We start from the raw sequence: 26,345 nt of genomic DNA, 5'->3' as shown, positions 1-26,345 counted from the left end.
GGCCAGACCTTGTCGACCGAATACCTGACTGGCCTGGGCACGATCGACGACCGCATGCTGATCCTGGTCGACATCGAGAAACTGATGACCAGCGAGGATTTGTCGTTGGTCGAAAAAATGGCTGCCTAATTCAGCGGTTCGGACGTCTGCGTGCGGCCGATCGCGCAGCCGGCACTCGTGCAGATTGCCGCTCGCGAAAATTGCGATCGCGCCGGGCCCTGCACTGTTGAGAGTCGTCCGCGCTCGCCGCATATGCCGTGCGGGGATAGCCTATGGCTGAAGCAGACGGCATTTGCCGGGCATCTTCTTGATTTAAATCAATTTGCCTGAGGTCTCGACTTGCCCGCGGGGCGGACGGCATGCATTGCCGCCGAGGCAATCGCGCTCATGCGCTGCTTGAAAAACAGTGATGCCGGTCAGGGCGCGCGCAATCAGGCGGTTTGGGAGTACGCTTTTCCCATGGCCTGAAAATAAAACAAAACAGATGCGCTCCCTCACAGTAAACGCTTGCGTACTCGCCATTGCAGCCGGTTCGCTGCTCATGGGCGCCATATTGGTGTGGACGGGAAGGCCGCATTTCGCCCACCTGCTCTGGACATTGGGCGCCCTGCCGGCTTTGGGATTCGTGCTCTACGACGTTGCCTATTCGCTGGTTCGCCGCAAGGCCGGCATCGACGTGTTGGCGGCGGTCGCCATTGTTGGCGCGTTCCTGCTGGGCGAGTATCTTTCGGCGATTGCCATCGCCGTGATGTTCGCCAGCGGTCAGGCGCTCGAGAGTTTCGCGCAGGCGCGGGCCGGCCGTGAAATGTTCGCGCTATTGGCACGGGCGCCCCATAACGCCTACCGGATGGAAGGCGATGCGCTGATTTGCATCGACCTGGACGCCGTCCGAATCGGCGATCGGCTGCTCGTTAGAGCCGGTGACACCGTGCCTGTCGATGGGCTTGTCCAGTCCTCGTCGGCAACGCTGGATGAATCCGTGCTCACCGGCGAGTCGGTTCCGGTGGAACGGCGCCAGGGCGACATGCTGCGCAGCGGCGGCGTCAACGCCGGCGCGCCGTTCGAAATGCGGGCGGTGGAAACCGCGCAGCGCAGTACCTTCGCGGGCATTGCCAGGCTGGTGGAATCGGCACGAACCTCCCGGGCGCCCGCGTCGCGGCTTGCGGATCGGTATGCGCTGTGGTTCGTGCCGATATCGCTTGGTCTGGCAGCAATTGCCTGGCTGGCGAGCGGTAGTCCGGTACGGGCGTTGGCGGTGCTCGTCGTTGCGACGCCTTGTCCCTTGATTCTTGCCGTGCCGGTGGCGCTGGTCTCCGGCATGTCCAACTGCGCCAGGCGCGGCATCTTGATCAAGGGCGGCGCGGCCCTGGAGGGGCTTGCGCGAGCTAAAGTATTGTTTTTCGACAAGACCGGAACATTGACGGGCGGCCAGGCGCGGCTTGTTCAAATCCAGGCCGATGCGCCGGTCGATAAGTTGGAGGTGCTGCGAACGGCTGCATCCCTGGACCAGGTTTCTGCCCACATTACGGCTTCGGCAATCGTTTCGGCCGCGCGCGAGCGCAGCCTGCGGCTGTCCTTGCCGACCGAGGTAATCGAGGAACCCGGTGCAGGCCTTTCCGGTACGGTGGATGGCGTGTCGGTGAGAGTCGGCACGCCTGACTTTGTATGCCGGTCCTTGCCTAGGCCGGGCTGGAGCGCGACATTTCTGGCGACAGTTGGGGGGGAAGGCGGATCGGCTGTGTATGTCGCAAAGGACGGCAAGGTGATCGGAGCCCTGCATCTGGCCGACCAGATTCGCGTGGAGACGTCTCGCGCGCTGCGCATGCTGCGGCAGGTCGGCATTGTGCACATGACGATGTTGACGGGCGACAGAAGCGATGTGGCGGCCGCGATCGGCGCCGCGGTCGGTGTCGATGAAATACGCGCCGGACTGGATCCGGCGGGCAAGCTCGCCGCACTTGGCGAAGTGCCGGACGGCGTGACCTCGATCATGGTTGGCGACGGGGTGAACGATGCCCCCGCGCTTGCGGCAGCCGGCGTTGGCGTCGCGATGGGCGCGCGCGGCGCGGCGGCATCGTCCGAGGCGGCCGACGTCGTGCTGCTGGTGGACCGGCTCGATCGCCTGGCCGAGGCGGTGCATCTGGCCAAGGCATCGCGCCGCATTGCAATGCAAAGTGTTGCCCTGGGCATGGGGATGTCCCTGGTCGCCATGGCCCTGGCCGCGGCCGGATACCTGGCGCCCGTGTACGGTGCGGCCTTGCAGGAAGTCATCGATGTGATCGCGATCGCCAATTCGTTGCGCGCCTTGCGCGTGGCGCCCCTGCGCGTCAGTCGACGGCGCTTGCCTGCCGAGCAGGCCTTGCGCCTTCGCGCCGAGCATGAGGAACTGCTGCCGCTGCTTGACCGACTGTCTTCCCTTGCCGATCAGGTCCTGGCCATGCCGCCTGAGCAGGCCGTGCCGGCCTTGCGTCAATTTGACCAGTTGCTCGCGGAGAAACTTGTTCCTCACGAGGCGGCCGACGATGCCCGCGTCTATCCGATGGTGGCCGGTTTGCTCGGAGGAGACGACCCCATGGCTTCGCTCAGCCGGACGCATCGCGAGATATTTACCTTGGCGCGCCGGCTGCATGGCCTCGTGCAAGCATTGGTGCCTGCGTCGGTGGATGAGGCGGCAATGCGCGAAGTGCAGCGCATCCTTTATGGCCTGGATGCGATCCTCAGATTGCATTTTGCACAGGAGGAGGAGTTGTATCTCACCCTGAGCTAAATAAGACTGTTGTCCACGATCTCTGTTTTTTATCCAGACGCAGGCGCCAACCGCCTGGCACGCATCCCGGATGGCGGCCGCTTTGTGAAAGAGGACGAGGTGCTCAGTGTTTTTCCGTTTGTCCCGCGAACCGGTCCATCAGCGCGAACAAAAGCCCCGATACCACAAACGTCAGGTGCAGGATGACAAGCCAGCGGATGCGCGCTTCGTCCATGGCAACGCCGGGCTCCGTAAGTCGCATGAACGCGCGCAGCAGCGAGATCGCGGAGATTGCGACGATCGAGCCGATCAATTTCATCTTCAGTCCGGAGAAATCGACCGAACCCATCCAGCTTGGCCGGTCCTCGTTTTCGCCCGTATCGATTTTCGAGACGAAATTTTCGTACCCTGCAAACATGACGATCACAACGAGGTTGCCGGCAAGCGAAAGATCGATGAGTGTCAGTACCGCCAGGATGATTTCCTCCGGCCTGGCAGACCAAAGGCTCGGCACGATGTGAATGATGTCGCCGACGAACGCGACGAGCAGCATCAGCAATGACAGTGCGAGGCCGACATAGAACGGCGCCAGCAGCCAGCGCGATTTGAAGAGCAATTGCTCCAATATTTTTTCCACGGCGTTTCTTTGATGCATTTGACGATGCTCCGTTCCGCAATTTTGGCCAGATCGAACGACATGGCATGGCTTTGCGCCTGAGGGGGCGCGAAGGTGTCGCGAGTACGCCCAGTAAATGAGATGCGTATTGTAAGGGGACGACTGGGCCGGTTGGTCGCATCCGCCGGGGGCCGATCGGCCCCCGGCGGCGCGGCACAGGGCATCGGATGCTCAGCGAAAATCCCGGCTCGCGCCCGTTACCTGCGTCAGTCGCCCCAGCAGCGGCGTGAGGTCTTGCAGCCGGCCGGCCACCACATTGCAGACATCGCCTGCGCGTTGCCAACGGCCATATACCGCCAGCAGTTTTGAGCGCAGCAGCGCATCGCGCTGGCGTTCGCCCACCTTGTTCCACACCACCACCTGAATCGAGCCCGTCTCGTCTTCCAGCGACACGAAGATCACCCCTTTGGCGGTGCCCGGCCGCTGGCGTCCCGTGACGATGCCGCAGCATCGGACCCAACGCCCGTCGGGCAGGCCGCGCAATTCCTGCGCGTTCTGCAGGCGCCTTTTATGCAGCAGCGGACGCAGCAATGCCAGAGGATGGCTGCGCAGCGTGAGTCCCATGCTTGCATAGTCGAAGACGATTTCTTCGCCTTCGGGGGCAGGGGGCAGTTCGAGAAACGCTTCCTCGATCGGCGCATTGCGCAGCAGTTCGGGCGCTTTCTTCAGCGCGCAGGCTTCCCAGACCTGCTGGCGCCGGTGGCCGGCCAGGCCGGCCAGTGCATCGGCGCCCGCCAGTCGCCGCATGTGTGTTTCGTCCAGCGCCGCGCGCCGCGCCAGATCGTCGATATCGACCAAGGGCATCCGTTCTCGCGCCGCCGCAATGCGCTCGGCCACCGAAGGCTGCAGGCCCGACACCATCCGCAAGCCCAGCCGCACCGCCGGAGAACGGGGCAGCCCTTCGAGGGTGCAATCCCAGTGGCTGGTCTGTACATCGACGGACAGTACCTGGACGCCATGGCGCCGGGCATCCTGCACCAGCTGGCTGGGCGTGTAGAAACCCAGCGGCTGGCTGTTGAGCATCGCGGCCAGGAATTCGGCCGGATGATGCCGCTTGATCCAGCAGGAGGCGTACACGAGCAGCGCGAACGAGGCTGCGTGGCTTTCCGGAAAGCCGTAGTCGCTGAAGCCCTTGATCTGCTCGAAGATGGATTGCGCGAACGCGGCCTCGTAGCCGCGCTCGATCATGCCCTCCACGAGTTTGGCGCGGTATTTTTCCAATCCGCCCTTGCGCTTCCAGGCCGCCATCGCGCGGCGCAACTGGTCGGCCTCGCCGGGCGTGAATCCCGCCGCCAGCACCGCCACCTGCATGACCTGCTCCTGGAAAATGGGCACGCCCAGCGTGCGGCCCAGCGCTTCGCGCAGCGCCGGGCCGGGGTAGCTCACGGACTCCTTGCCCTGGCGCCGGCTCAAGTATGGGTGAACCATGCCGCCCTGGATCGGCCCGGGCCGCACGATCGCCACCTCGATCACCAGGTCGTAGAAGCATCGCGGCCTGAGCCGCGGCAGCATGCTCATCTGCGCGCGGCTCTCGATTTGGAAGACGCCGATGGTATCGGCCTTGCAAACCATGTCGTAGGTCTGGCCGTCTTCCGGGGGAATGTCCTGCATCCGGAATGCCCGGCCCTTGCGCTCGCCGATGAATGCCAGCGCCTTGCCCAGCGCGGTCAGCATGCCCAGCGCCAGCACGTCCACCTTGAGCAGGCCCATGGCGTCCAGGTCGTCCTTGTCCCATTCGATGACGGTGCGATCCTGCATGGCTGCGTTTTCGATCGGCACCATGCGCGACAGCAGCCCGCGCGTGAGCACGAAACCGCCTACATGCTGGCTCAGGTGGCGCGGAAAGCCCATCAACTGGCCGGTCAGCGCCATCAGCTGGCGCACCTGCAGCGACTCGGGTGCCAGGCCCACCGCGGCCAGCAGTCCGGCATCGACGGCCTCGCCATCCCACCAGCGATGGCCCTTGGCCAGGGCATCGAGCGTGTCCAGGTCCAAGCCCAGCGCCTTGCCCACATCCCGGATCGCGCTCTTGGGCTGGTAGCGGACCACTGTGGCCGTCAGCGCCGCGCGTTCGCGTCCGTACTTGCGGTACAGGTACTGGATGACCTCCTCGCGCCGCTCGTGCTCGAAGTCCACGTCGATGTCGGGCGGCTCGTTTCTTTCCCGGGAGATGAAGCGCTCGAACAGCACCGACATCCGCGCCGGATCCACTTCGGTGACGCCGGTGCAATAGCAGACCACCGAATTGGCCGCGCTGCCGCGCCCTTGGCAAAGAATGTGGCGCGAACGCGCAAAGGCCACGATATCCGCGACGGTGAGGAAATACGGTTCGTAGTGCAACTCCGCGATCAGCGCCAGTTCGTGCTCGATCTGGTCCCGCACCTTGGCCGGGATGCCGTCGGGCCAGCGCCCTGCGGCGCCTTCGTAGGTGATGCGGCGCAGGTAGCCCGCCGCAGTCTCGCCGGCCGGCACGACTTCTTCGGGGTACTGGTAGCGCAGCGCGTCCAGGTTGAAAGCGCAGCGCGCCGCCACCTGCAGCGTCTGCTCCAGCAGGTCGGGCGGATACACCTGGGCCAGGCGCAGGCGCGAGCGCAGATGCCGCTCCGCGTTCGGCTGCAGGCCGTGCCCGCACTGTGCGAGAGGCTTGCCCAGGCGCGTCGCCGTGAGCACGTCCTGCAGGGGCTTGCGTGAGCGCACGTGCATGTGCACATCGCCGCTGGCGGCCAGCGGAATGGCCGTGAGCGCGTTGACCTGGCGCAGGCGATGCAGCCACATCTTGTCGTCGAGCTGGTGCAGCAGTTCCACCGCCAGCCAGCAGCGTCCCATGAAACGATTGAGCATCCAGCGCGCGACGGCCAGCAACTGCTCCGGTGTGGCGCCGCGTTGCGGCGCGGCCAGCAGCACGCAGTCGGCCAGCGCTTGCGGATCGATGTCGGCGGCGTGCAGCCGGTAGCTGCCCTTGGTGCTGGACGCGCGCCGCAGCCCGGTGATGAATTGGCAGAGGTTGCCGTATCCATTGCCGTTGCAGGCAATCGCGACCAGCGTGAAAGGCGCCAGTGGCTCCTCGGCCTGGACCTCGAACTGGCTGCCGATCAGCAGCGTCAGGCCGTGTTCCTTGGCCGCGACGTGTGCCCGCACGACGCCGGCCATCGAGCACTCGTCGGTGATGGCCAGCGCCCTGTAGCCGAGCTTGTAGGCGCGTTCGACGAGTTCCTCCGGGTGGCTCGCGCCGCGCAGGAACGAGAAATTGCTCAGGCACCGCAGTTCGGCGTAGTCCGGGATGGGGGAGGGGGTTGGCGCGTTCATGCAAACCATCCATGCAGATACCAGGCGGCATCGTCGCCGGCCAAGCGCTGCTGGAATACCCACAGCACGCCCGCGCGTTCGCTCAGCGCCACCCAGTAGTCGCGCTCGACATGGTGCGTGGATGCATCGTCTTCGGTGCGGTGCCACCAGCCTCCTTCGATGCGATGGGGGCCGGTGAGCAGCATCAGCGGCCCCTGGTACAGCGGCCGGTGCCCGCGCATCGCCAGCCGCTGCGGCTCGGGCAGGACGAAGGTCGGCTGCGGCAGTTCGTACGGCGCAAGGGGCTGCCTGGACGGGGGCTGTGGCGCTGGTTGCCAGTGCTGCATCCATTCGAGGCGATGGTCCTCGCGCAGCACGGGCTGCCGCACGCGCTGCGGCCCCAGGCGCGCGGCGATGCGCTCCAGCACACGGGTCAGCGACTCGCTTTCGCTTCTCGCCTCGGGCAGCAGCGAGGCACTGCGCTCCTGCAGCGGCAACACGTCCGTCACTTCCAGCGCCAGATCGCTTACTGGCGCCTGCAGCGCGATGTGGGCCAGATGCTCGTCCAGCAGTTGGTACAGATGCCCGGCCTCGCGCATCGGCTGCGCGGTGCGGATTGTCAGCTCGCCGCCATCGCAGGTGTCGCGCGGGCGCACGGTATCGTGCGTCCAGCGCAGCGTGAACGCGGTGGTGCCGGCATGCCTTGCGGCCAGCCAGCCGCACAACTGCACCAGCAGGCGGCGTGCGCCGGACAGCATGGCGGGCGCAGTCTCTACGCGTGCCATCAGCTCCAGCCGTGCATGGAAGGTTTCGGGCAGCGCGATCCAGCGATGCGCTTCGGGCCGCAGGCCGTATGCCTGGTCGAGCGCGTCCAGCAGGTCCTTGCCGAAGCGCCGGCTGATGCCGCCGCGCGGCAGGCGCCGCACATCGCCCAGCGTGCGGCAGCCCAGCTGGGCCAGGGTGAGGTGGTGGGGCGCCACGGCCGACAGCACCTGCATCGGCAAAGCGTCCAGCAGTTCCGGCAGCGGCTGCCGTACGCCATTGAGCACTTTGGTGCGCACGCAGGCCAGCGCGGCCAGACTGTTGGGCGCCCAGGCGATGCCGTCCACCCCCAGATCGAGGATCTGGCCCGCGATGCGGTCGTGCAGCGCCCTGCGGCCGCCGAACAGGCGCGTGCTGGCCTCCACTTCCAGGACGACGGCTTCATCGACAATGGCGACGCAGGGAGTAAATTGCAGGGCCCAGGTCGCCAGTGCATGAAGCGCATCACTGGATGGCGGCGTCTCGTCGGGCGCGCAGGGCAGTGACAGGGCCACCCACAGCATCGGCGGGCACCTCGCGAGAAAAAAGCCGGCTGGGGCGCAGCAACTGGGGCGTGATGACGCGGGCCAGGCCATCCGGCATCGACGCGAGCGCGATCATCCCGTCCATCATGGGGCCGCGGCGCTTGAGGATATGCAGCCGCAATTCCCAGTCCAGGCCGAAGCCGGCATGCACGCGCAGCGGCGCGGCGGAGGAATCACGCCGGGCCGCTTCGGGGCGGCACAGGAACACCAGGCCCTCGAAAGATTGCGCGCAGACCTGCAGGCGCCGAATCTGCTCGGGCCGCGCCTGCGGCAGCCAGGCGATGACGGCGCCGCAGGCGCGGGCCTTGATCAACTGCTCGGTCGTCCACAGGCGCTCGGCTGGCGTCTGCGCCTCGATCCATACGAAGCGGCGTTCGTCCAGGCCCGCCTGCCGCAGGCCGGGCAGATAGGGCGGGTGCGGTGGCGCGACGGCGGCGATATGCCCGCCGCGCGCGACGACCTGGCGCAGCGCAGGACTGAGCAGGCGCCATTCGATGGCCGCGGGTTGGGATACCAGCACTTCGGTGAGTGACTGGCTGGGCCAGCCGCCGCCAGGCAGTTCGCGATCCAGGCGCGGCCAGCCGGTGGGCACCACCGCCGCCGACTGGCGGCCGAGTTCGCTGCCGCGCCAGATGCCGGGCAGGGCGATGGCAGGCGCTGCGCGCAGGCGGTTGGCGGGGAGGGGATCAGTGTTCATATCAATACTGTTTATTTATACAGTATATATCCACCGTCATCCATTCCCGCGCGGCGCGATGATGTGGCCGTCCTGGGCCTGATTCGCTATCATGGCTGTATAAAAAACCAGTGTATGGATCTTTGCTGTCCAGGGACGATGCTGCCTTCCCACCGTTACTACTACCTGCACAATTTCCAGCGTGCGCTGGACTGGATCGCCGAACGCTACGGCGATCTGCTGCATGGGTCCGAACAGGCATTCCTTGCGCAGTTCGCGCAATTGCCTCGGCCCTCGCAGGCGCTGATGGTGCGCTTGCTGATGCGGCGCGGACCCTGGTTCCTCGCGGGCAAGCTCGCTTACGGGGAAATTGCGGATATCCCGGGCGCGGCTGCGCCGCTGCTCGCGCTGGGCTGGCTCGATGCCGGCCATCCCATGGATCTGCAAGAATTGTTCGCGCTGCACACCAAGCCCGAACTGCTGCGCCTGTTTGCTGGCGCGCCGATCCATGCGGGCCAGCGCAAGGCCCTGATGCATCAGGCGCTGCAGCCTCTGCATCAGGTGCCCCAGGCCTATGGCGCCTGGAATCCGCAGGCGCCCGGGGCCGCCTGGCGCGTGATGGTGGGCGAGCTGTGCGAACGCTTTCGGCTCATGTTCTTCGGCAACCTGCACCAAGACTGGTCGGAGTTCGTGCTGGCCGATCTGGGCGTTTTCCGCTACGAAACCGTGCCCCTGGAGGCCACCTCGCGCGCCTTCCGGTCGCGCGCCGATGTGGACTGCTACCTGGCCCTGCACGCCTGCCGCCGCGCACTCGATGAAGGTCAAGAGATCGATGTCCTGCTGCAGTCCGCGGCCCGATGCACAAGCGCCAATCCCTGGCTGGAGCAGCGCCGCGCCAAGGTGCTGCTGCGCATAGGCCAGGCCTGCGAACGCGCGCAAGACTGGGCACGCGCCGAACAGGCCTACGCGCAAAGCACCTATCCTGGCGCGCGCCACCGGCGCATCCGGGTGTACGAACACATGCAGCGCCTGGCTGATGCCATGGCCCTGGCCCAAGCCGCCCAGGCCGATCCCGAAAGCGACGAGGAAGCCCAGCGCGTGGCGCGCATGCTGCCGCGCCTATGCCGTGGCCTGGGGCTGGGCGCCGCCGCGCGCGGCGCGAGCCGGGCGCCCGCCGTGGCGCAACTGCGCATGGATCTGGAGCTGGATGCGTCCGCCGAGTCCTCGGCCGTAGAGTACGTGCTGCGCGACCACTGGCACAGCGAAGCCGCGCCCGTGTTCTATGTGGAGAACGCACTGATCAACTCGCTGTTCGGGCTGCTGTGCTGGAAGGCTGTCTTCGCGCCCCTGCCGGGCGCCTTCTTCCACCCGTTCCAGGGCGGACCGGCCGATCTGGGCGCGCCGGACTTCGCCGCGCGCCGCGCACCGCTGTTCGATGCCTGCCTGGCGCGGCTCGACGACGGCAGCTGGCGCGAGGCGATCCGCCAGTGCTTTGCCGACAAGCAGGGCCTGCAATCTCCCTTCGTGTTCTGGGGCGTGCTGACCGAGCCGCTACTGGCGCTGGCGCTGGACTGCATTCCCGCCGAGCACCTGAAGCGGCTCTTCGCGCGGCTGCTGCGCAATGTGCAGGCCAATCGCACGGGGTTCCCGGACCTGGTGCGCTTCTGGCCGGCCGAGCGCCGCTACGAACTGGTGGAGGTCAAGGCGCCGGGGGACAAGCTGCAGGATAACCAGATCCGCTGGTTGCAGTATTGCGCCGCGCAGGACATTCCGGTGCGCGTCTGCCATGTGCAGTGGCGCAGGCAGCCGGCCGGGCAGATCACTTGTGCGTCTGCGTTCGAGGATGCGCCGCGCCGCGACAGGAGACTGCATCAGTGAGCTACACCGTGGCCGTGCGTGCGCTGTGCGAGTTCGCGGCACGTTCGGGCGACCTGGATCTGCGCTTCACGCCGGCACCCAGCGCGCTGGAAGGCATGGCTGGCCACAGCCTGGTTCAGTCGCGCCGGGGGGAGGGCTACGAGGTCGAGGTCAGCCTGTCCGGCCAGTACGAGGACCTGCGCGTGCGTGGCCGCGCCGACGGCTTCGATGCGCTGGCCGGACAGATCGAGGAAATCAAGACCTACCGCGGCCCGCTTGAGGGCGTGCGGGCCCATCATCGCGCATTGCACTGGGCGCAGGCCCGCGTCTACGGCCATCTGCTGAGCCAGGCGCGCGGCCTGGCGCGGCTGCGCGTGGCGCTGGTGTACTTTAATGTGGCCACCGGGCAGGAGACAGTGCGGGTCGAAGCGCACGAGGCCGTGACGCTTAAGGCTTTTTTCGAAGACCTGTGTTCGCGCTTTCTGGCCTGGGCGCGCAGCGAGGCCGCCCACCGCCAGGCGCGCGACGCGGCGTTGGCCGCGCTGCAGTTCCCCATGGCGCGCTTTCGCACGGGGCAGCGCGAACTGGCCGTGGCCGTGTATCGCTGCGCGCGCGACCAGACGGGCGGGCGCTGCCTGATGGCGCAGGCGCCTACGGGCATAGGCAAGACGCTGGGCACTGTATTTCCCATGCTCAAGGCCAGCACCGACCGGGGCTTGGACAAGCTGTTCTTTCTCACGGCCAAGGGCACGGGCCATGGGTTGGCGCTGCAGGCGCTGGCCGCCGTGGATGGCCAACTGGCGGCGCAGGCCCATTTCCGGACGCTGCGCGTGCTGGACGTGCAGGCCCGCGACAAGGTCTGCCAGCACCCGGACAAGGCCTGCCACGGCGAATCCTGCCCGCTGGCCCGGGGGTTCTACGACCGTCTGCCGGCCGCGCGGACTGCGACGCTGGCGCTGTCCCAGGTCTGGGATGCGCCCGCGCTGCACGCTGTGGCGCTGCAGCACCAGGTCTGCCCTTATTACCTGGCGCAGGAACTGGTGCGTTGGAGCGACGTGGTGGTGGCCGATTACCACTACTACTACGACAGTTCGGCCATGCTGTATGCATTCACCCAGGCCCATCAGTGGAAGGTGGGCGTGCTGGTGGACGAGGCCCACAACCTGCTCGAGCGCGCGCGGCGCATGTATACGGCCGAGCTGTCGCAGTTCGCATTGGCCGATGCGCGCCAGGCGGCCAACGCCGCCCACGCGAGTCCGGTGCGCAAGGCGCTGGACAAGCTGCATCGCGCCTGGAACGCATTCAACGCACAGCAGACCTCTAGCTACCAGGCCCATGAGGCCATCCCTGCCGCGCTGTTGGGTGCCGTGCAGCGCGCCGTGGGCGAAATCGCCGATGCCCAGGCCGACCGCCCCATGCTGCCGGGCGATCCGGTGCTGGCCTTCTACCGGCAGGCGCTGCAGTTCATGGCGCTGGCCGAGCAACTGGGCAGCCATGCCTTGTTCGACGTCAGTCTGGCGCAGCCGAGCGCGCGCGTGCGCAGGACGCCGGCCTCCGTCCTCTGCATCCGCAACGTGATTCCCGCGCCGCACCTGGCGGCGCGCCATGCGGGCGCCCATGCCACGGTGCTGTTCTCGGGCACCTTGAGTCCGCCGCATTTCTACCGCGACGTCCTGGGCTTGCCGCAGGACACGGGCTGGATCGAGGCGGCGGCGCCTTTCCAGGCCGAGCAACTGGATGTGCGGATTGCCGGCCATGTCTCCACGCGCTGGCACGACCGGGAGCGTTCGCTGCAGCCCATCGTGGACATCGTGGCGCGGCAGTATGGGCGCCAGCCGGGCAACTACCTGTGCTTTTTCAGCAGCTTCGACTACCTGCAGCGCGTGGCCGCATGCATGCGGCGCGCGCATCCGCAACTGCCCGTTTGGCTCCAGACGCCGTCCATGGACGAAGCCAGCCGTGCCGGCTTTCTCGCGCGCTTTACCGAGGAGGGCCAGGGCATAGGCTTGGCCGTGCTTGGCGGCGCGTTCTCGGAAGGCGTGGATTTGCCGGGCCGCTGCCTGATCGGCGCCTTCGTGGCCACGCTGGGCCTGCCCCAGGTCAATCCCGTCAACGAACAGATCAAGCGCGCCATGGATGGGCATTTCGGCGCGGACAAGGGCTACGACTACACCTATCTCTACCCGGGCATGCGCAAGGTGGTGCAGGCCGCGGGCCGCGTGATCCGCACCGAAGCGGATCAGGGGGTGGTGTTTCTCATCGACGAGCGCTATCTGCGCGGCAAGGTGCAGGCCCTGCTGCCGCGCTGGTGGCGGGTGGACAGCGGACGAGGTCTTCTGGCTGAGAAAAGCTAGAAAACGACCCCGAGCCGATCAATTGCAGCAAGCAACGGCGCCGCATGAACGTCACGCGTATCGTCGCGAGCACAATTCTGCTGCACGAGCAGGACCCGCGCGCCCAGCCTGCGCCGCTTTCAATCGAATAGCCTGTCCAGGCCTTGCGTCAGTGTCTCGAACGGCGGCATCCAGTACGCCGGGTCGCCGTCGGGCGCCAGCAGGTCGGTCCAGTCCGGTGCCAGGGCGAGCCGCTCGGCGACGGCGCCGGGGTAGGCCGCTCGCGCCTGGTCGGCGCTCCAGTCCAGCACGGCGGCGCGCGCACGCCAGCATCCCAGATGCACGAGCCCGGTCGGCGCGCTGAACTCGGCCGCAGCCAAGGGGTCGGGCACATGAGCCAGCGCGGCGATCAGCGCATCGGGAAAATTCCAGAGGCGCGCCAGTTCCGAGGATACCTGGCCGTAATGAAAGCCCAGCTGGGCGCTTTCGACCTCGGCGCGCCGCGGATCGAGCACGCCGGCCTGCGCTTCGATCGGCGCCAGCAGGTCGGGAGCCATGCACAGATGCATCTGCAACTGGCCGATCCCGTGCATCATGCTCAAGGTAAACACCAGGTCGCCGTTGGCCTCGGCGCGTGTGGCCAGCCAGCGCGCCGAGCAAGCCGTGTACAGCGTATAGCGCCAGAAACGCGGCAGGTTGATGCCGGGCGTATTGCGGAAGGCGGCGACCATCCCGCTGCTGATCACGAGGTTGCGCACCATCACGAAGCCCAGCATGCGCAGGGCTTCGTCCACGGTGCCGACGGTTCGCGAAACATGAAAATAGGCCGAGTTCGCCAGGCGCAGCAGCTTGGCGCTCAAGGCTGGATCGGACTCGATCTGATGCGCGATCTCGCTCGAGGAGATGTCCTCGGAATTGAAGCTGGCGATCAGCTTCTGGACTATCTTGGGAATGGTGGGCAGCTTGCCGGGCTGGTCGATTAGGGTCTTCAGGTCCATACAGAGTCCTCCGGAGGATGTGTATGCCCCCTAGATGCGGGCTTATTGTCGCAGGAAATCATGCATTCGGTGCTATCGTTGCGTCAACAAATCTCTCGGGCGGCGCAGCCATGACATCCAGCCGGAAAGCCAAGCAGCGCGGACCCGATTCCGCATCGAGCGATGAACTGCAGGCTTATTGGGCCGATGCGCTGCAACGCACCTGCCTGTTCTGGGATACGCTACTTGACCGCGGCAACAATTATGTCGAGCATCTGGGCCAGGGCATGCCAGCCCTGCTCAAGTTCGGCCATGAAGTCGTGCTCGACGGGCGTACCCTGTCCGAGCCTTGCAATTATTCGTTGCTGCGCCTGGTGCCACCGGCCGGCATGCCGACCGACGCGACCGCGCGGCCCGTAGTGGTGGTCGATCCGCGCGCCGGACACGGACCGGGCATCGGCGGATTCAAGTTCGATTCCGAGGTCGGCATGGCGATGCGGGCCGGCCATCCAGTCTATTTCGTGACCTTCCGCCAGGAGCCCGAAGACGGCCAGACGCTTGTCACGGTCATGCACGCCGAGGCGCGCTTTCTCGAAGAGATCATCCGGCTGCATCCGCAGTGCAAGGCCAGACCGGTGGTGATAGGCAACTGCCAGGCCGGCTGGGCAATGATGGTCGTCGACGCCCTGCGTCCCGAACTGTTCGGCCCCTTGATGATGGTCGGCGCGCCGGTGTCGTTCTGGGCCGGCAGCTCCAAGCTCAATCCCATGCGCTACGCCGGCGCGCCGCTGGGCGGCTCGTGGCTGGCCTCGCTGATCTCCGACCTGGGCGGCGACCGCTTCGACGGCGTGCAACTGGTCGAGAACTTCGAACGCCTGAATCCGGCCCACGCATGGTGGAACAAGTACTACAAGCTCTGGTCCAACATCGACACCGAAAGCCCGCGCTTTCTCGAATTCGAACGCTGGTGGGGCGGCTTTTGCCGCATGACCGGCAGCGAAATCGAAACCATCGTCGAGAACCTGTTCGTCGGCAATCGCCTGGCGCGCGGCACCATGCAGGCCGGCGAGCGCACCATCGACCTGCGCGCGATCACCGCGCCCATCGTCGTATTCGCGTCCTGGGGCGACAACATTACGCCGCCGCCACAGGCGCTGAACTGGATCATCGACACCTGGGGCGACGAGCGCGCGATCGCCGCCGCCGGGCGCACCATCGTCTACGTGTTGCACGAAAGCGTCGGCCATCTGGGCATCTTCGTCGGCGGGGAGATCGCCTTGAAGGAACACGACCAGCTCGTGGCGTCGCTGGACGTGATCGAAAGCCTGCCGCCGGGACTCTACGAAATGAAGCTCGAGGCCAAGCAGGGACTCGAAGACCAGCGCTGGGAGGAGCTGGAGCCGGGCGACTATACCGTGCATTACGAATACCGGACCATGGACGATATCCGCGCGTTGAACCCCGAGGGGCGCGAGGAGGAGGCACTGTTCTCGACGCTGGCCCAGGTGTCGGAGCAGAACGCGGATTTCTACAAGGCCTGGGTCCGTCCCTGGGTACGTCTGCTGGCCCAGCGGCCGCTTGGTGACGCGCTCGGCGATCTGAACCCGATGCGCCTGCAGCGCAAACTGCTGTGCGATGCGCTGCCGCTGGCCGCCTCGATACGGGCGCAGGCCGCCCAGGCGCGTGAGCATCGCACGCCTGCGGACCAAGACAATCCGTGGCGCCAGATCGAGCGCAACACGGCTGGCCAGATCGGCGCGATGCTCGACACCTGGCGCGATCAGCGCGACGCATGGTCGGTCGCTTTCGCACGCTATTGCTATGGTCCGGAAGGCGCCGGTGCCTGGCTCAAACCCGCGGTGCCCGATGCCGACGTGGCCCAGGCGCGCGCCCAAGGGCAACTGAAGCAAAGCCGCGAGGCTGTGCTGGCGCGGATCGGCGAGGGCGGTTTTGCCGAGGCCGTGTGCCGCATCGTGCTGGCGGGCATGGCGTCGATCGGTGCCTTCGAGCGCCGCAGCCTGCGGCTGGCCAAGCTGCTGGCGCCTTTGGCCGGCGAGATCCACGGCGAACTGGGCTCGCAGACCAACTGGATACGTCTGCTCAAGCAGCAAGCCACGGTTACCGCGGTGGCACCCGTGGAGGCCCTGAACGCGCTCGATCACCTGCTGCCCGATACCGAGACGCGCGAGCGCGCGTTGGCGGTTTCGGCTGCGGTGATGATGATAGAACCCACGCTTGCCAATCCGCGCTCGGAAATCATCGAGTTCCTGATCGATACGCTCGGCGTCGACCCGCAGCGGGTCATCGGTCTGGCGCGCCGTCTGACCGACACGCTTGAAAAGCCCGGCAAACCCCTCGCGCAGCGCGAAGGCGGGGGCGCCGCAAGAACCGGCGGCAAGGCCGGCCGCAATATTGCGGCCAAGGCCGCGGCGCCGGCCGCAAGACCGAAGCGCCGCGCTGGCGCGCCCGCCTGACGCACAGCTTGTCCGGGTCGCCAGCCGTGTTGACGCATCTGATATTCGTTGCTTTGCTGACAGTTGTCCATCTGGCGGTCATGGCCAGATCGCTGCTGGTCGAGAGTCGCAATACCTATTCGCGGGCGGCGTGGCTGCTGGTCCTGCTGCTGCTGCCGGTGATCGGCGTGGTGGCTTATGCCCTCTTCGGCGAGCCGTGGGTGGCGCGGCAGTTTCAGCGCCGGGCAAAAAAAGTATTCAGGAAGCTGGAGTGGCGCGGCGGCATCGATGCCGCCGCCGCGCTGCAAAGCGTGCCTGAGCGGTTCCACGCGGCATTCAAAGTGTGCGAGCGCATCGGCCGCTGGCCGGTGGTGGACGGCAACAAGGCGACGATCGCCGCCGATTCCAACGCCGCGATCGACTCGATGGTGCGCGATTTTGACGATGCGCGCCAGACCATTCATATCTCCTTCTATATCTGGCTGGTCGATCACAACGGCCTGAAGATCGTCCAGGCGCTCGAGCGGGCTGCCTCGCGAGGCGTAGTGTGCCGAGTCATGGCCGACGCGATAGGCTCGCGCGCGCTCATTGCATCGAAATACTGGCGCGCGATGCGCGAGGCCGGCGTGAGGCTTTGCGTTTCGCTCCAGATGCGCCGAGGGCTTGCATTCCTGCAGGGCAGCCGCATCGATCTGCGCAACCATCGCAAGATCGTGGTCGTCGACGACCGGATCACCTACTGCGGCAGCCAGAACTGCGCCGATCCCGAGTTCCGCATCAAGCCCAGGTTCGCCCCTTGGGTGGACATCATGATGCGCTTCGAAGGCCCGGTGGTGCGCCAGAACCAGTTGCTCTTTGCCGACGCCTGGATGGTGGAGGCCGACGAGGACCTGTCCGGCGTCGCCGCGCTGCCCATTGCGCCACCTGTAGCCGGCGGCTTTCCGGCGATCGCCTTCGGCACCGGCCCGATGTCCGTCAAGGGCGAGATGTCGGACGCGTTTGTCGGCGTTCTCTATGGCGCCGAGCGCGAGGCGATCATTTCCACGCCTTATTTCGTGCCGGATCCGCCGTTGATGGAGGCGCTGGTCTCCTGTGCGCGGCGTGGCGTGCAGACCACACTGATCCTGCCCGCGCGCAACGATTCCGCCGCGGTGGGCGCGATGAGCCGGGCGACCTATGCCGAACTGGTTGAAGCGGGAGTGAGAGTGTTCGAGTTTCTCGGCGGGCTGCTCCATGCCAAGACGCTGGTTGCCGATGGGGAGGCTGCCCTGGTCGGCTCGGCGAACATGGACCGCAGAAGCCTGGAGCTCAATTTCGAGAACAACATCCTGCTGTATTGCCCCGACACGGCGGCGGCGATACGGGATCGGCAGCACATCTATCTGACCAATGCCCGGGAGGTTTCCCGCGGCGATATGCGCAACCGCCCCATGCGCCGCATTCTCTGGCAGAACCTGCTGACCATTTTCGCACCCATATTCTGATCGGCATCGGTGCCGCGCCTCGGCGCTGGAGGTCTGGCCGGCATCGAACAGCTCGCGTGACGACGGTCACGGCAGGTTCCTGGTTTCGGTCACATAGTCCGGATAGCGGCGGCAGATTTCGTCGATCTGGTTCAGCGTGCCTGAAAGGTGCTCGCGCAGCGCCTGCCGCGCGAGGGCTTCGTCCCGGGCCGCGATGGCATCCAGGATGCGCTGGTGGTCGCGCACGATGCGCTTGGCCTTGCCCTCTTCGGGCAGGTGCAGGCGCCGCAGGCGGTCCAGATGGCCGCTGTGGCGTTGTTCCAGTTCCCACAGGGCTGACACGCCGGCAGTCTCGTGCATGTCGCGGTGAAAGGCGAAGTCGGCGGCGATGAAATCCTGGTAGCGGCCTGGCTCTCCCAGGTAGGACTGCTGGGTGTCGATGTGGGCCTGCAGGCGCTGGATCAGGCTGGGATCGGGGCGGCTCGCCAAGACATGGACGATCTCCAGCTCCAGCGAACGGCGCAGAAAGTGCGCCTGCCGCGCGGCGGCGATGTCGATGCGGCTGACAGACGTGGTGTGCTGCGGATAGATATCGACCAGGCCTTCGTCGCGCAACTGGATGAGTGCGTCGCGGATCGGGGTCTGGCTCAGGCCGAAGGCCTGGGCCAGTTCGCCGCGCGCCAGCGAGGCGCCGGGCTTGAGTTCCAGCGACACGATGGCCGCGCGCAGCTTGGCGAAGACTTGCGGTGCGGCGTGGCGCGAGCGGTCCAACCGCAGATCGTTGCAGAGGGTATCGGGCAGGGACATGGAGAGTAGGCGAGCTTTTTCTTTATTTTACGGTCTCGCTTTTAGTTGATGCACTAATATATTAGTGTTTTAATTATAAAAAATTATCCAAGGAGTAGACAGCATGGGTCGCCGTACCTATGAAGAACTGCGCAGCGCGCGCTGGATGGCCAAGGACGACCTGCGCTCTTTCGGTCACCGCTCGCGGCTGATGCAGTTGGGCTATGGCCCGCAAGACTGGGTCGGCCGCCCCATCATTGCCGTCATCAACACCTGGTCCGACCTGAACAGCTGCCACGGCCACTTTCGCCAGCGCGCCGAAGAGGTCAAACGCGGGGTATTGCAGGCCGGCGGCTTTCCGGTGGAACTGCCGGCGATCTCCGTGGGCGAGGCCTTCGTCAAACCCACCACCATGCTCTACCGCAATTTGCTGGCCATCGAAGCCGAAGAGTTGCTGCGCAGCCACCCGGTCGACGGTGCGGTGCTGCTGGGCGGGTGCGACAAGACCACGCCGGGCCTGCTGATGGGGGCGTTCAGCGCGGGGCTGCCCTGCATTTATCTGCCCGCCGGCCCTATGCTGCGCGGCAACTGGAAGGGCCTGCCGCTGGGTTCAGGTTCGGACGCCTGGAAACTATGGGACGAGCGGCGCGCGGGCAACATCAGCCAGGCGCAGTGGGTCGAAGTCGAGGGCGGCATCGCCCGCAGCCACGGCACCTGCATGACCATGGGCACGGCCAGCACCATGACCGCGATCGCCGATGCCCTGGGCATGAGCCTGACCGGCGCCTCGAGCATCCCGGCGGTGGATGCCTCGCACTCGCGCATGGCGGCCGAGTGCGGCCGTCGCGCCGTCGACATGGTGTGGGAAGACCTGACGCCGGCCAAGGTGCTGTCGCTCGCCTCGTTCAAGAACGCCATCAACGTGGCCATGGCCGTGGGCTGTTCGACCAACGCCATCATCCACCTGATTGCCATGTCGCGCCGCGCGGGCTGCGCGGTGACCCTGGACGACTTCGACGCAGCCAGCCGCAAGGTACCCGTGATCGCCAACATCCGGCCCAGCGGCGACAAGTACCTCATGGAGGACTTCTACCTCGCTGGAGGAATGCGCGGGTTGATGTCGCGTCTGGCGCAGGATCATCTGGACCTATCGGTAATGACGGTTTCCGGCCGCACGCTGGGCGAGAACCTGGCGGGTGCGCAAGTCTATAACGACGATGTCATCCGTCCTCTGGACAATGCCATCTACAACGAAGGCGCGCTGGCTGTGCTCAAGGGCAATATCGCGCCCGACGGCTGCGTCATCAAGCCCAGCGCCTGCTCGCCGCAGTACTTGCAGCACACCGGGCCGGCGCTGGTGTTCGACGACTATCCCAGCATGAAGGCCGCCGTCGAAGACGAGAGCCTTGATGTCACGGCCGATCACATCCTCATCCTGCGCAATGCCGGCCCCCTGGGCGGGCCGGGCATGCCGGAGTGGGGCATGCTGCCCATCCCGGTCAAACTGGTCAAGCAGGGTGTGCGTGACATGCTGCGCCTGTCCGATGCGCGCATGAGCGGCACCAGTTACGGCGCCTGCATCCTGCACGCCGCGCCCGAGTCCTATGTGGGCGGGCCACTGGCCCTGGTGCGTACCGGCGACCTCATCACGGTCGACGTGCCGGCCCGCAGCATCCAGCTCAACGTGAGCGATGCGGAGCTGGCCGTGCGCCGCGCCGCCTGGACGCCGCCGCCGCCGCGCTATGAGCGCGGCTACGGCTGGATGTTCTCGCGCCACATCAAGCAAGCCGACCAAGGCTGCGACTTTGATTTCCTGGAAACCGACTTCGGCGCGCCGGTGCCCGAACCCGATATTTTCTGAACGCGCAGCCTCTTACGCCCGCGCCATCTGTTCTTTTTCAAGGACTTTTCCATGACCGCCATGAACCCCGACGTCCGCCGCAAGCTGATGGGCGTCAGCACCGCCACGCTGTGCACCGCGCTGTTCAAGCGCGGCCTGCGCAACCAGTTTGTCCAGAATGTGCATCCGCTCAATCCGGATCTGCCCAATATGGTCGGGCCGGCCTTCACGCTGCGCTACATCCCGGCCCGCGAGGACCTGAACACCATCAAGGTATTCGAGGACCGCGGCCACCCTCAGCGCGTGGCGATCGAAACCTGCCCCGAAGGCGCCGTGCTGGTCATGGACAGCCGCAAGGACGCGCGCGCGGCGTCGGCGGGCTCCATTCTCATCACCCGCCTGATGAAGCGCGGGGCGGCTGGCGTGGTCACCGACGGCGGCTTTCGCGACTCGCCCGAGATCGCGCAATTGGGCATGCCCGCCTATCACAGCCGTCCTTCGGCGCCGACCAATCTGACCTTGCACCAGGCTCTGGATATCGACGTGCCCATAGGGTGCGGCGACGTGGCCGTGTTTCCGGGCGACGTGATGGTGGGCGACGGCGAAGGCGTGGTGGTGATTCCCGCTCATCTGGCCCAGGACATCGCCGATGAGGCCACCGAGATGACCGCCTTCGAGGATTTCGTGACCGGGCAAGTCAAGGCAGGGCAGTCCATTCTGGGCCTGTATCCGGCGACCGATCCGGCCATGCGCGAGCGCTTCGCCGCTTGGCGCGCCGGCAACGGGCGCTGAAATTTTAACGATCATCCGCCGCACAACACCAAGAGGAGACACTAGCATGAACATTCATCGACGCATTGCACTGGGCGCTTTTCTGGCTGCCGCCGTATTGGGCACCTCGACCGCGCAGGCGGCCTGGCCCAACGACAAGCCCATTACCTATGTCGTGCCGTTCACCCCGGGCGGCTCGACCGACGTGGTCGGCCGCATGATCGCGCAGAAACTGTCGAAGATACTGAACCAGAACATCATCGTGGAGAACCGCGCCGGCGCGGGCGGCAGCATCGGCGCGGCCTATGTCGCCCATTCCGCGCCCGACGGCTACACCCTGTTCGGCGGCACCATCAACACCAACGCCATCAATTACAGCCTGTACAAGAACCTGCAGTACGGCCCCAAGGATTTCGAGCCGGTGTCCCTGGTCGCGACGCTGCCCAATGTGCTGCTGGCCGCGCCCAATATCGGCGTCAATTCCGTGGCGGACCTGATCGCGCTGCTCAAGCGCGATCCGGCGCGGCGCACCTTCGCCTCGTCCGGTGTGGGCACCTCCACGCATCTGACGGGTGAGCTCTTTGCCGCCACCATAGGCGTGCCGCTGACGCACATCCCGTATAAGGGCACGCCGCCGGCCATGGTCGATGTGTCCTCCGGCGCGGTCACTTTCATGTTCGATCAGATGACTGCCGCGCTGCCGTTGCTGCAGAGCGGCAAGCTCAAGCTCTTGGCCGTGACCACGGCCAAGCGCATGCCCATGTCACCCGACACGCCGACACTGGGAGAATCCGGCCTGCCCGGTTTCGATGTCTCGTCATGGCAGGCGGTCTTCGTGCCCAAGGGCACGCCCAAGCCCATCGTCGACCGACTCTCCAAGGCGATCGCCGAAATCGTCAGGCAGCCCGATGTGCAGGAAAAGCTGGGCAAGACCATGGGTATGAACCTGGTGGGCAGCACGCCCGAGCAACTGCAGGCGCTGGTCGACAAGGAGATCCCGCGCTGGGCTGGCGTGGTCAAGCGCGCGAAGCTTGTCGCTCAGTGACTTCAGGGTTCGACATAGGCCATTTCGCCCGACTCTCCCATTAAGAGGGTCCGGTTCGCATCCGCGACTGCGCGCAGATAGTCCCATAGTGTGACGATGCGGCGCAGTTTGCGGACGTCCTCGCGGCTGCTCAGCCAGAAGTGGCGCGTGACGACGATCTTGTCCGGCAGTATGGGAACGAGCGTCGTATTGGGCGTGGCCATGAAGCACGGCAGGATGGCCAGCGCATTTCCCTGCAGCGCCGCATGGTATTGCGCGATCACGCTGGTGCTGCGCAGGCTGGCCGTGACGTTGGGAATCGTGCGGTTCAGGTACAGCAGTTCGTGGCTGAAGGCGAGGTCCGCCACGTAGTCGATGAAGGGGTGGTGGCGCAGATCCGCGACCGAGCGGATGGGACCCCGGCGCTCGAAGTAATCGCGCGTGCCGTAAAGCCTGAGGCGGTAGTCGCACAACTTGGTGAAGACGTATTGCCCGCGTTCGGGGCGTTCCAGCGTGATGGCCATGTCGGCCTCGCGCTTGGAAAGGCTCACGAAGTGCGGTACGGGCAGCATGTCGATGGACAGGCCGTCGTGGACCGCGGCGAAGCGGGCGATCTGGGGTGCCAGGAAAAAGCAGCCGAAGCCCTCGGTCGAACCGATTCGTATGTGGCCCGACAGACTTTGCGTTGTGCCCGCGAACTGCTCGCTGGCGGCATGCACTGCCGACTCCACCGCGTCGGCATGGCGCAGCAGCCGCTGTCCGTCGGTGGTCAGCGTGAACCCGTCCACCCGCGATTTGTCGAACAGAATGGTGCCCAGCGCCGCTTCGAGTTCGCGCACGCGCCGCGCCACCGTGGTGTGGTCGACATTGAGCCGCCTGGCGGCGGCGCTTGCGCGCTGGGTCCGAGCCACTTCAAGGAAATAGCGCAGATCGTCCCAATTCAGGACGCCAAATCGACTTGTGCTTTTTTGCATATCAGATGGGTTTTTTAATACCTATCCTGTGGATAATCGAATAACTATACTCGTACGAATGCGACGGGGTCATGCGCGCTTTGGCGCGCGCGGCCGATGGAGCGCATTGCCGTATACAGAGCGGCCGCCAGCCGGCTGGCCCCACACAAAGCAAGTTAGGAGACATGCAATGATCCAGGCATCGAACGCCCATGTACCGACAGTCAAGCTGTTGATCGACGGCCAGTTCGTCGAGTCCAGCACGAAGGAGTGGCGCGACATCGTCAATCCGGCCACCCAGGAGGTGATCGCGCGCGTGCCTTTTGCCACGGCAGATGAAGTCGACGCCGCGGTTCGCGGCGCGCACGCGGCATTCGCAACGTGGAAGAACACGCCGATCGGCGCCCGCATGCGCATCATGCTCAAGCTGCAGGCGCTGATCCGCGAAAACATGTCGCGCATCGCCAGGACGCTGACGGCCGAGCAGGGCAAGACTCTGCCCGATGCCGAGGGTGACGTCTTTCGCGGCCTTGAAGTGGTCGAGCACGCGTGTTCGGTCGGCACCTTGCAGCAGGGCGGTTTTGCCGAGAACGTTGCGGGCGGCGTCGATACGTACACGCTGCAGCAGCCGCTAGGTGTCTGCGTGGGCATCACGCCGTTCAACTTCCCGGCGATGATTCCGCTGTGGATGTTTCCGATGGCCATCGTCTGCGGCAACACCTTCGTGCTCAAGCCGTCCGAGCAGGATCCGCTGTCGACGATGCTGCTGGTCGAACTCGCGATCGAAGCGGGCATTCCCAAGGGCGTACTGAACGTTGTGCACGGCGGCAAGGACGTAGTGGATGCCTTGTGTACGCACCAGGACGTCAAGGCAATTTCCTTCGTCGGATCGACGGCGGTGGGTACGCACGTCTACAACCTGGGCGGCCAGCACGGCAAGCGCGTCCAGTCGATGATGGGCGCCAAGAACCATGCGGTGGTGCTGCCCGATGCCAACCGCGAGCAGGCGATCAACGCGCTGGTCGGCGCCGGGTTCGGCGCGGCGGGCCAGCGCTGCATGGCGACCTCGGTCGTGGTGATGGTCGGCTCGTCCAAGGACTGGCTGCCAGAGCTGGTCGAAAAGGCCAAGAAGCTCAAGGTGAACGCCGGCCACGAACCGAATACCGATGTGGGGCCGCTGATCTCGCGCACGGCCAAGAGCCGCGTCTTGGGGCTGATCGAATCGGGTGTCAAGCAGGGCGCCCGGCTGGTGCTGGACGGCCGCGACGTGAAGGTGCCCGGCTACGAGAGCGGCAACTTTGTCGGCCCGACGGTCTTTACCGACGTAAAGACCGACATGGATATCTACACGCAGGAGATCTTCGGGCCGGTGCTCGTTGTGCTCACCGCCGGGACCCTGGACGAGGCCATCGCCATCGTCAACGCGAACCCCTTCGGCAATGGTGTGGGCCTGTTCACGCAGAGCGGCGCGGCGGCCCGCAAATTCCAGAGCGAGATCGACATCGGCCAGGTTGGCATCAATATTCCGATCCCGGTGCCGGTGCCTTACTTCAGCTTCACCGGATCGCGCGGTTCGAAGCTGGGCGATCTGGGCCCCTACGGTAAGCAGGTCGTGCAGTTCTACACGCAGACCAAGACCGTGACCGCGCGCTGGTTCGACGATGCGACCGTGAGCGACGGCGTGAACACGACGATCAATCTGCGCTGAGCGGCGCAAATCCGTACGCAAGGAGTGGACATGAAGATCGGATTCGTGGGTCTGGGAAATATGGGTGCGCCGATGGCGCTCAATCTGCTGAAGGCGGGTCATGACCTGACCGTGTTCGACTTGAACGCGCAGGCGGTGCGGCAGACCGTCGATGCCGGCGCGAAGCAGGCTGATTCGCCCAGGGCGGCGGCCAGCGGCGCCCAGGTCGTAATCACCATGCTGCCGGCGGCCGCGCACGTGCGCGGCGTGCTGACCGCAAGCGAAGGCGTATTGTCGGGCGCGAGTCCGGGCACCGTCATTGTCGATTCAAGCACGATCGATCCGGCCAGCGTCAGGGAGTTCGCCGCGCTGGCGCAGCAGCAGGGCTGCGTGCTGGCCGATGCGCCCGTATCCGGCGGCACCGGCGGGGCGGCGGCCGGCACGCTGACCTTCATGGTCGGCGGCAGCGAGGCGGTCTACACCCAGGTCAAGCCTGTGCTCGCTGCGATGGGCAAGAACATCGTCCATTGCGGCGATACCGGAACGGGGCAGGTCGCCAAGATCTGCAACAACCTCGTACTCGGCATTACGATGGCGGGCGTCGCCGAATCCATGGCGCTGGGCGAGGCGCTGGGCATCGATCCCAAGATCCTGAGCGGAATCTTGAACACCTCGACCGGACGCTGCTGGAGTTCGGATACCTACAACCCGTTTCCGGGCATTGTCGAGACGGCGCCTGCGTCGCGCGACTATACCGGGGGGTTCGGCACGGATCTGATGCTCAAGGATCTGGGTCTGGCCACGGAAGCCGCCAAAAGCGCGAAACAACCCGCCTTCATGGGCGCGCTCGCGCAGCAGCTCTACCAGGCGATGAGCAGCCGGGGCGATGGCAAGCTCGATTTCTCGGCGGTAATCCGACTGTATCGCCAGAAATAAGATTGCAATGGACTTTTACTGAATCTCCCGAATCCGCAGGCGCAGGACTCCGGCCGGAAATACGGCATTACGGCTGGTTGCCAAAGCTCAGCCAAACCAGGGGGGGCCTGAGGCAGAATGCCGCTATGGATAAGTGCGGCTCCAGGGGTTCAGAAATGTCGACGATGGTGATGGCGCGATTCGAGAGCGTGCCGATGGCGCGCAGCGCCGCGCATGCCCTGGTCGCCGACGGGTTCACAGAAAACGTTGTCAGCATGTTCTACGGCCGCCGACCCGCCCAGGGGCGCAGCCTTTGGGCCAGGTTGAGCCGGGCGGTCCAGTCGCGGCCCGCCCATTGCCAGGGCGAGATCCTGCTGGTCGTGCAACTGTGCGCGGCCGATGCCCCCGCCGCCATCAGCCTGCTGCGCGATGCCGGCTGCGTGTCGGTGGAAGAATCGCGATACGACTGGCCGGCCGGCCCCTGGCAAAGGGCCGCCGTGGGCCGCCAGCCGGTCGCGCGCCGGCATGTCGCCGGCCGCACGCAATGGCAGCCCTGA

Annotated in this window: 18 protein-coding genes and 1 pseudogene; 12 read left to right on the top strand and 7 right to left on the bottom strand. The window is 65.8% G+C overall.

Annotated elements, in window-relative coordinates:
• Together H143_RS21295 and H143_RS0119555 are read left to right on the top strand one after the other, a co-directional pair.
• A pseudogene (locus H143_RS21295) lies at nt 1–129 on the top strand (chemotaxis protein CheW); the annotation flags it as partial.
• A 355-nt stretch (nt 130–484) separates the two neighbouring features.
• Nucleotides 485–2,767, top strand: coding sequence for a heavy metal translocating P-type ATPase (locus H143_RS0119555; RefSeq protein WP_019939962.1), 2,283 nt, complete (start codon nt 485–487; stop codon nt 2,765–2,767).
• Between the two features lie 103 nt (nt 2,768–2,870).
• On the opposite strand, the gene H143_RS0119550 is transcribed toward H143_RS0119555, so the two are convergent.
• The 4 genes from H143_RS0119550 to imuA form a co-directional block, all read right to left on the bottom strand.
• Nucleotides 2,871–3,383, bottom strand: a complete 513-nt coding sequence (locus tag H143_RS0119550; protein WP_231378531.1) for a TIGR00645 family protein — start codon at nt 3,381–3,383, stop codon at nt 2,871–2,873.
• A 210-nt stretch (nt 3,384–3,593) separates the two neighbouring features.
• Nucleotides 3,594–6,728, bottom strand: a complete 3,135-nt coding sequence (locus tag H143_RS0119545; protein ID WP_019939960.1) for an error-prone DNA polymerase — start codon at nt 6,726–6,728, stop codon at nt 3,594–3,596.
• Nucleotides 6,725–8,032: a DNA polymerase Y family protein gene (locus H143_RS0119540; RefSeq protein ID WP_019939959.1), complete on the bottom strand. Its 1,308-nt coding sequence runs from the start codon at nt 8,030–8,032 to the stop codon at nt 6,725–6,727. Before H143_RS0119540 ends, H143_RS0119545 begins: the two co-directional genes overlap by 4 nt.
• Entirely contained in the window at nt 7,974–8,750 is a 777-nt protein-coding gene (imuA, locus tag H143_RS0119535) for a translesion DNA synthesis-associated protein ImuA (RefSeq protein ID WP_019939958.1), read from the bottom strand. The genes H143_RS0119540 and imuA overlap by 59 nt, the downstream gene beginning before the upstream one ends.
• 138 nt (nt 8,751–8,888) lie before the next feature.
• Here imuA and H143_RS0119530 point away from each other — a divergent pair, with 138 nt between their 5' ends.
• Nucleotides 8,889–10,607: a VRR-NUC domain-containing protein gene (locus tag H143_RS0119530; protein WP_019939957.1), complete on the top strand. Its 1,719-nt coding sequence runs from the start codon at nt 8,889–8,891 to the stop codon at nt 10,605–10,607.
• Nucleotides 10,604–12,940, top strand: coding sequence for an ATP-dependent DNA helicase (locus H143_RS0119525; protein WP_019939956.1), 2,337 nt, complete (start codon nt 10,604–10,606; stop codon nt 12,938–12,940). The genes H143_RS0119530 and H143_RS0119525 overlap by 4 nt, the downstream gene beginning before the upstream one ends.
• Before the next feature lie 119 nt (nt 12,941–13,059).
• Here H143_RS0119525 and H143_RS0119520 read toward each other — a convergent pair whose 3' ends face one another.
• The gene (locus tag H143_RS0119520; protein WP_019939955.1) at nt 13,060–13,917 is read right to left on the bottom strand and encodes an HDOD domain-containing protein; all 858 of its coding nucleotides are present in this window, start codon (nt 13,915–13,917) and stop codon (nt 13,060–13,062) included.
• Nucleotides 13,918–14,027: 110 nt separating this feature from the next.
• Between H143_RS0119520 and H143_RS0119515 the strand changes: the two genes are divergently transcribed.
• Both H143_RS0119515 and cls read left to right on the top strand, forming a co-directional pair.
• Nucleotides 14,028–16,370 carry a DUF3141 domain-containing protein gene (locus H143_RS0119515; protein ID WP_019939954.1) on the top strand — a complete coding sequence of 781 codons (2,343 nt, stop codon included), beginning with the start codon at nt 14,028–14,030 and terminating at the stop codon, nt 16,368–16,370.
• A gap of 53 nt (nt 16,371–16,423) precedes the next feature.
• Nucleotides 16,424–17,833: a cardiolipin synthase gene (cls, locus tag H143_RS0119510; protein WP_196801337.1), complete on the top strand. Its 1,410-nt coding sequence runs from the start codon at nt 16,424–16,426 to the stop codon at nt 17,831–17,833.
• 66 nt (nt 17,834–17,899) lie between these two features.
• On the opposite strand, the gene H143_RS0119505 is transcribed toward cls, so the two are convergent.
• Nucleotides 17,900–18,619, bottom strand: coding sequence for a GntR family transcriptional regulator (locus H143_RS0119505; RefSeq protein ID WP_019939952.1), 720 nt, complete (start codon nt 18,617–18,619; stop codon nt 17,900–17,902).
• A 103-nt stretch (nt 18,620–18,722) separates the two neighbouring features.
• Between H143_RS0119505 and araD the strand changes: the two genes are divergently transcribed.
• The 3 genes from araD to H143_RS0119490 are packed head-to-tail and all read left to right on the top strand — an operon-like array spanning nt 18,723 to nt 22,254.
• Nucleotides 18,723–20,459 (top strand): L-arabinonate dehydratase, encoded by a 1,737-nt coding sequence (gene araD, locus H143_RS0119500; RefSeq protein ID WP_019939951.1) that lies wholly within the window; start codon nt 18,723–18,725, stop codon nt 20,457–20,459.
• 60 nt (nt 20,460–20,519) lie between these two features.
• Nucleotides 20,520–21,230 (top strand): ribonuclease activity regulator RraA, encoded by a 711-nt coding sequence (locus H143_RS0119495; RefSeq protein ID WP_026350259.1) that lies wholly within the window; start codon nt 20,520–20,522, stop codon nt 21,228–21,230.
• Between the two features lie 46 nt (nt 21,231–21,276).
• The gene (locus tag H143_RS0119490) at nt 21,277–22,254 is read left to right on the top strand and encodes a tripartite tricarboxylate transporter substrate binding protein (protein WP_019939949.1); all 978 of its coding nucleotides are present in this window, start codon (nt 21,277–21,279) and stop codon (nt 22,252–22,254) included.
• A gap of 2 nt (nt 22,255–22,256) precedes the next feature.
• On the opposite strand, the gene H143_RS0119485 is transcribed toward H143_RS0119490, so the two are convergent.
• Nucleotides 22,257–23,207, bottom strand: coding sequence for a LysR family transcriptional regulator (locus tag H143_RS0119485; RefSeq protein ID WP_019939948.1), 951 nt, complete (start codon nt 23,205–23,207; stop codon nt 22,257–22,259).
• A 169-nt stretch (nt 23,208–23,376) separates the two neighbouring features.
• Between H143_RS0119485 and H143_RS0119480 the strand changes: the two genes are divergently transcribed.
• The 3 genes from H143_RS0119480 (at nt 23,377) to H143_RS0119470 (ending at nt 26,345) form a co-directional block, all read left to right on the top strand.
• Nucleotides 23,377–24,894: a CoA-acylating methylmalonate-semialdehyde dehydrogenase gene (locus H143_RS0119480; protein ID WP_019939947.1), complete on the top strand. Its 1,518-nt coding sequence runs from the start codon at nt 23,377–23,379 to the stop codon at nt 24,892–24,894.
• Between the two features lie 30 nt (nt 24,895–24,924).
• Nucleotides 24,925–25,809, top strand: coding sequence for a 3-hydroxyisobutyrate dehydrogenase (mmsB, locus tag H143_RS0119475; RefSeq protein ID WP_019939946.1), 885 nt, complete (start codon nt 24,925–24,927; stop codon nt 25,807–25,809).
• A gap of 155 nt (nt 25,810–25,964) precedes the next feature.
• Nucleotides 25,965–26,345, top strand: coding sequence for a hypothetical protein (locus H143_RS0119470; RefSeq protein WP_019939945.1), 381 nt, complete (start codon nt 25,965–25,967; stop codon nt 26,343–26,345).

Origin of the sequence: Bordetella sp. FB-8 (genome assembly GCF_000382185.1) — a bacterium.
In the GTDB taxonomy this organism is placed as follows: Bacteria; Pseudomonadota; Gammaproteobacteria; order Burkholderiales; family Burkholderiaceae_B; genus Bordetella.
This window is presented reverse-complemented; position numbering and strand designations above follow the sequence as displayed.

Excerpts from the sequence above, each read along its gene's own strand:
- H143_RS0119520 (WP_019939955.1), bottom strand. The coding sequence starts at position 13,917 with ATGGACCTGAAGACCCTAATCGACCAGCCCGGCAAGCTGCCCACCATT.
- H143_RS0119470 (WP_019939945.1), top strand. The coding sequence starts at position 25,965 with ATGTCGACGATGGTGATGGCGCGATTCGAGAGCGTGCCGATGGCGCGC.
- imuA (WP_019939958.1), bottom strand. The coding sequence starts at position 8,750 with ATGAACACTGATCCCCTCCCCGCCAACCGCCTGCGCGCAGCGCCTGCC.
- H143_RS0119505 (WP_019939952.1), bottom strand. The coding sequence starts at position 18,619 with ATGTCCCTGCCCGATACCCTCTGCAACGATCTGCGGTTGGACCGCTCG.
- H143_RS0119515 (WP_019939954.1), top strand. The coding sequence starts at position 14,028 with ATGACATCCAGCCGGAAAGCCAAGCAGCGCGGACCCGATTCCGCATCG.
- mmsB (WP_019939946.1), top strand. The coding sequence starts at position 24,925 with ATGAAGATCGGATTCGTGGGTCTGGGAAATATGGGTGCGCCGATGGCG.
- H143_RS0119555 (WP_019939962.1), top strand. The coding sequence starts at position 485 with ATGCGCTCCCTCACAGTAAACGCTTGCGTACTCGCCATTGCAGCCGGT.
- araD (WP_019939951.1), top strand. The coding sequence starts at position 18,723 with ATGGGTCGCCGTACCTATGAAGAACTGCGCAGCGCGCGCTGGATGGCC.
- H143_RS0119545 (WP_019939960.1), bottom strand. The coding sequence starts at position 6,728 with ATGAACGCGCCAACCCCCTCCCCCATCCCGGACTACGCCGAACTGCGG.
- H143_RS0119485 (WP_019939948.1), bottom strand. The coding sequence starts at position 23,207 with ATGCAAAAAAGCACAAGTCGATTTGGCGTCCTGAATTGGGACGATCTG.
- H143_RS0119540 (WP_019939959.1), bottom strand. The coding sequence starts at position 8,032 with ATGCTGTGGGTGGCCCTGTCACTGCCCTGCGCGCCCGACGAGACGCCG.
- H143_RS0119530 (WP_019939957.1), top strand. The coding sequence starts at position 8,889 with ATGCTGCCTTCCCACCGTTACTACTACCTGCACAATTTCCAGCGTGCG.
- H143_RS0119480 (WP_019939947.1), top strand. The coding sequence starts at position 23,377 with ATGATCCAGGCATCGAACGCCCATGTACCGACAGTCAAGCTGTTGATC.
- H143_RS0119495 (WP_026350259.1), top strand. The coding sequence starts at position 20,520 with ATGAACCCCGACGTCCGCCGCAAGCTGATGGGCGTCAGCACCGCCACG.
- H143_RS0119490 (WP_019939949.1), top strand. The coding sequence starts at position 21,277 with ATGAACATTCATCGACGCATTGCACTGGGCGCTTTTCTGGCTGCCGCC.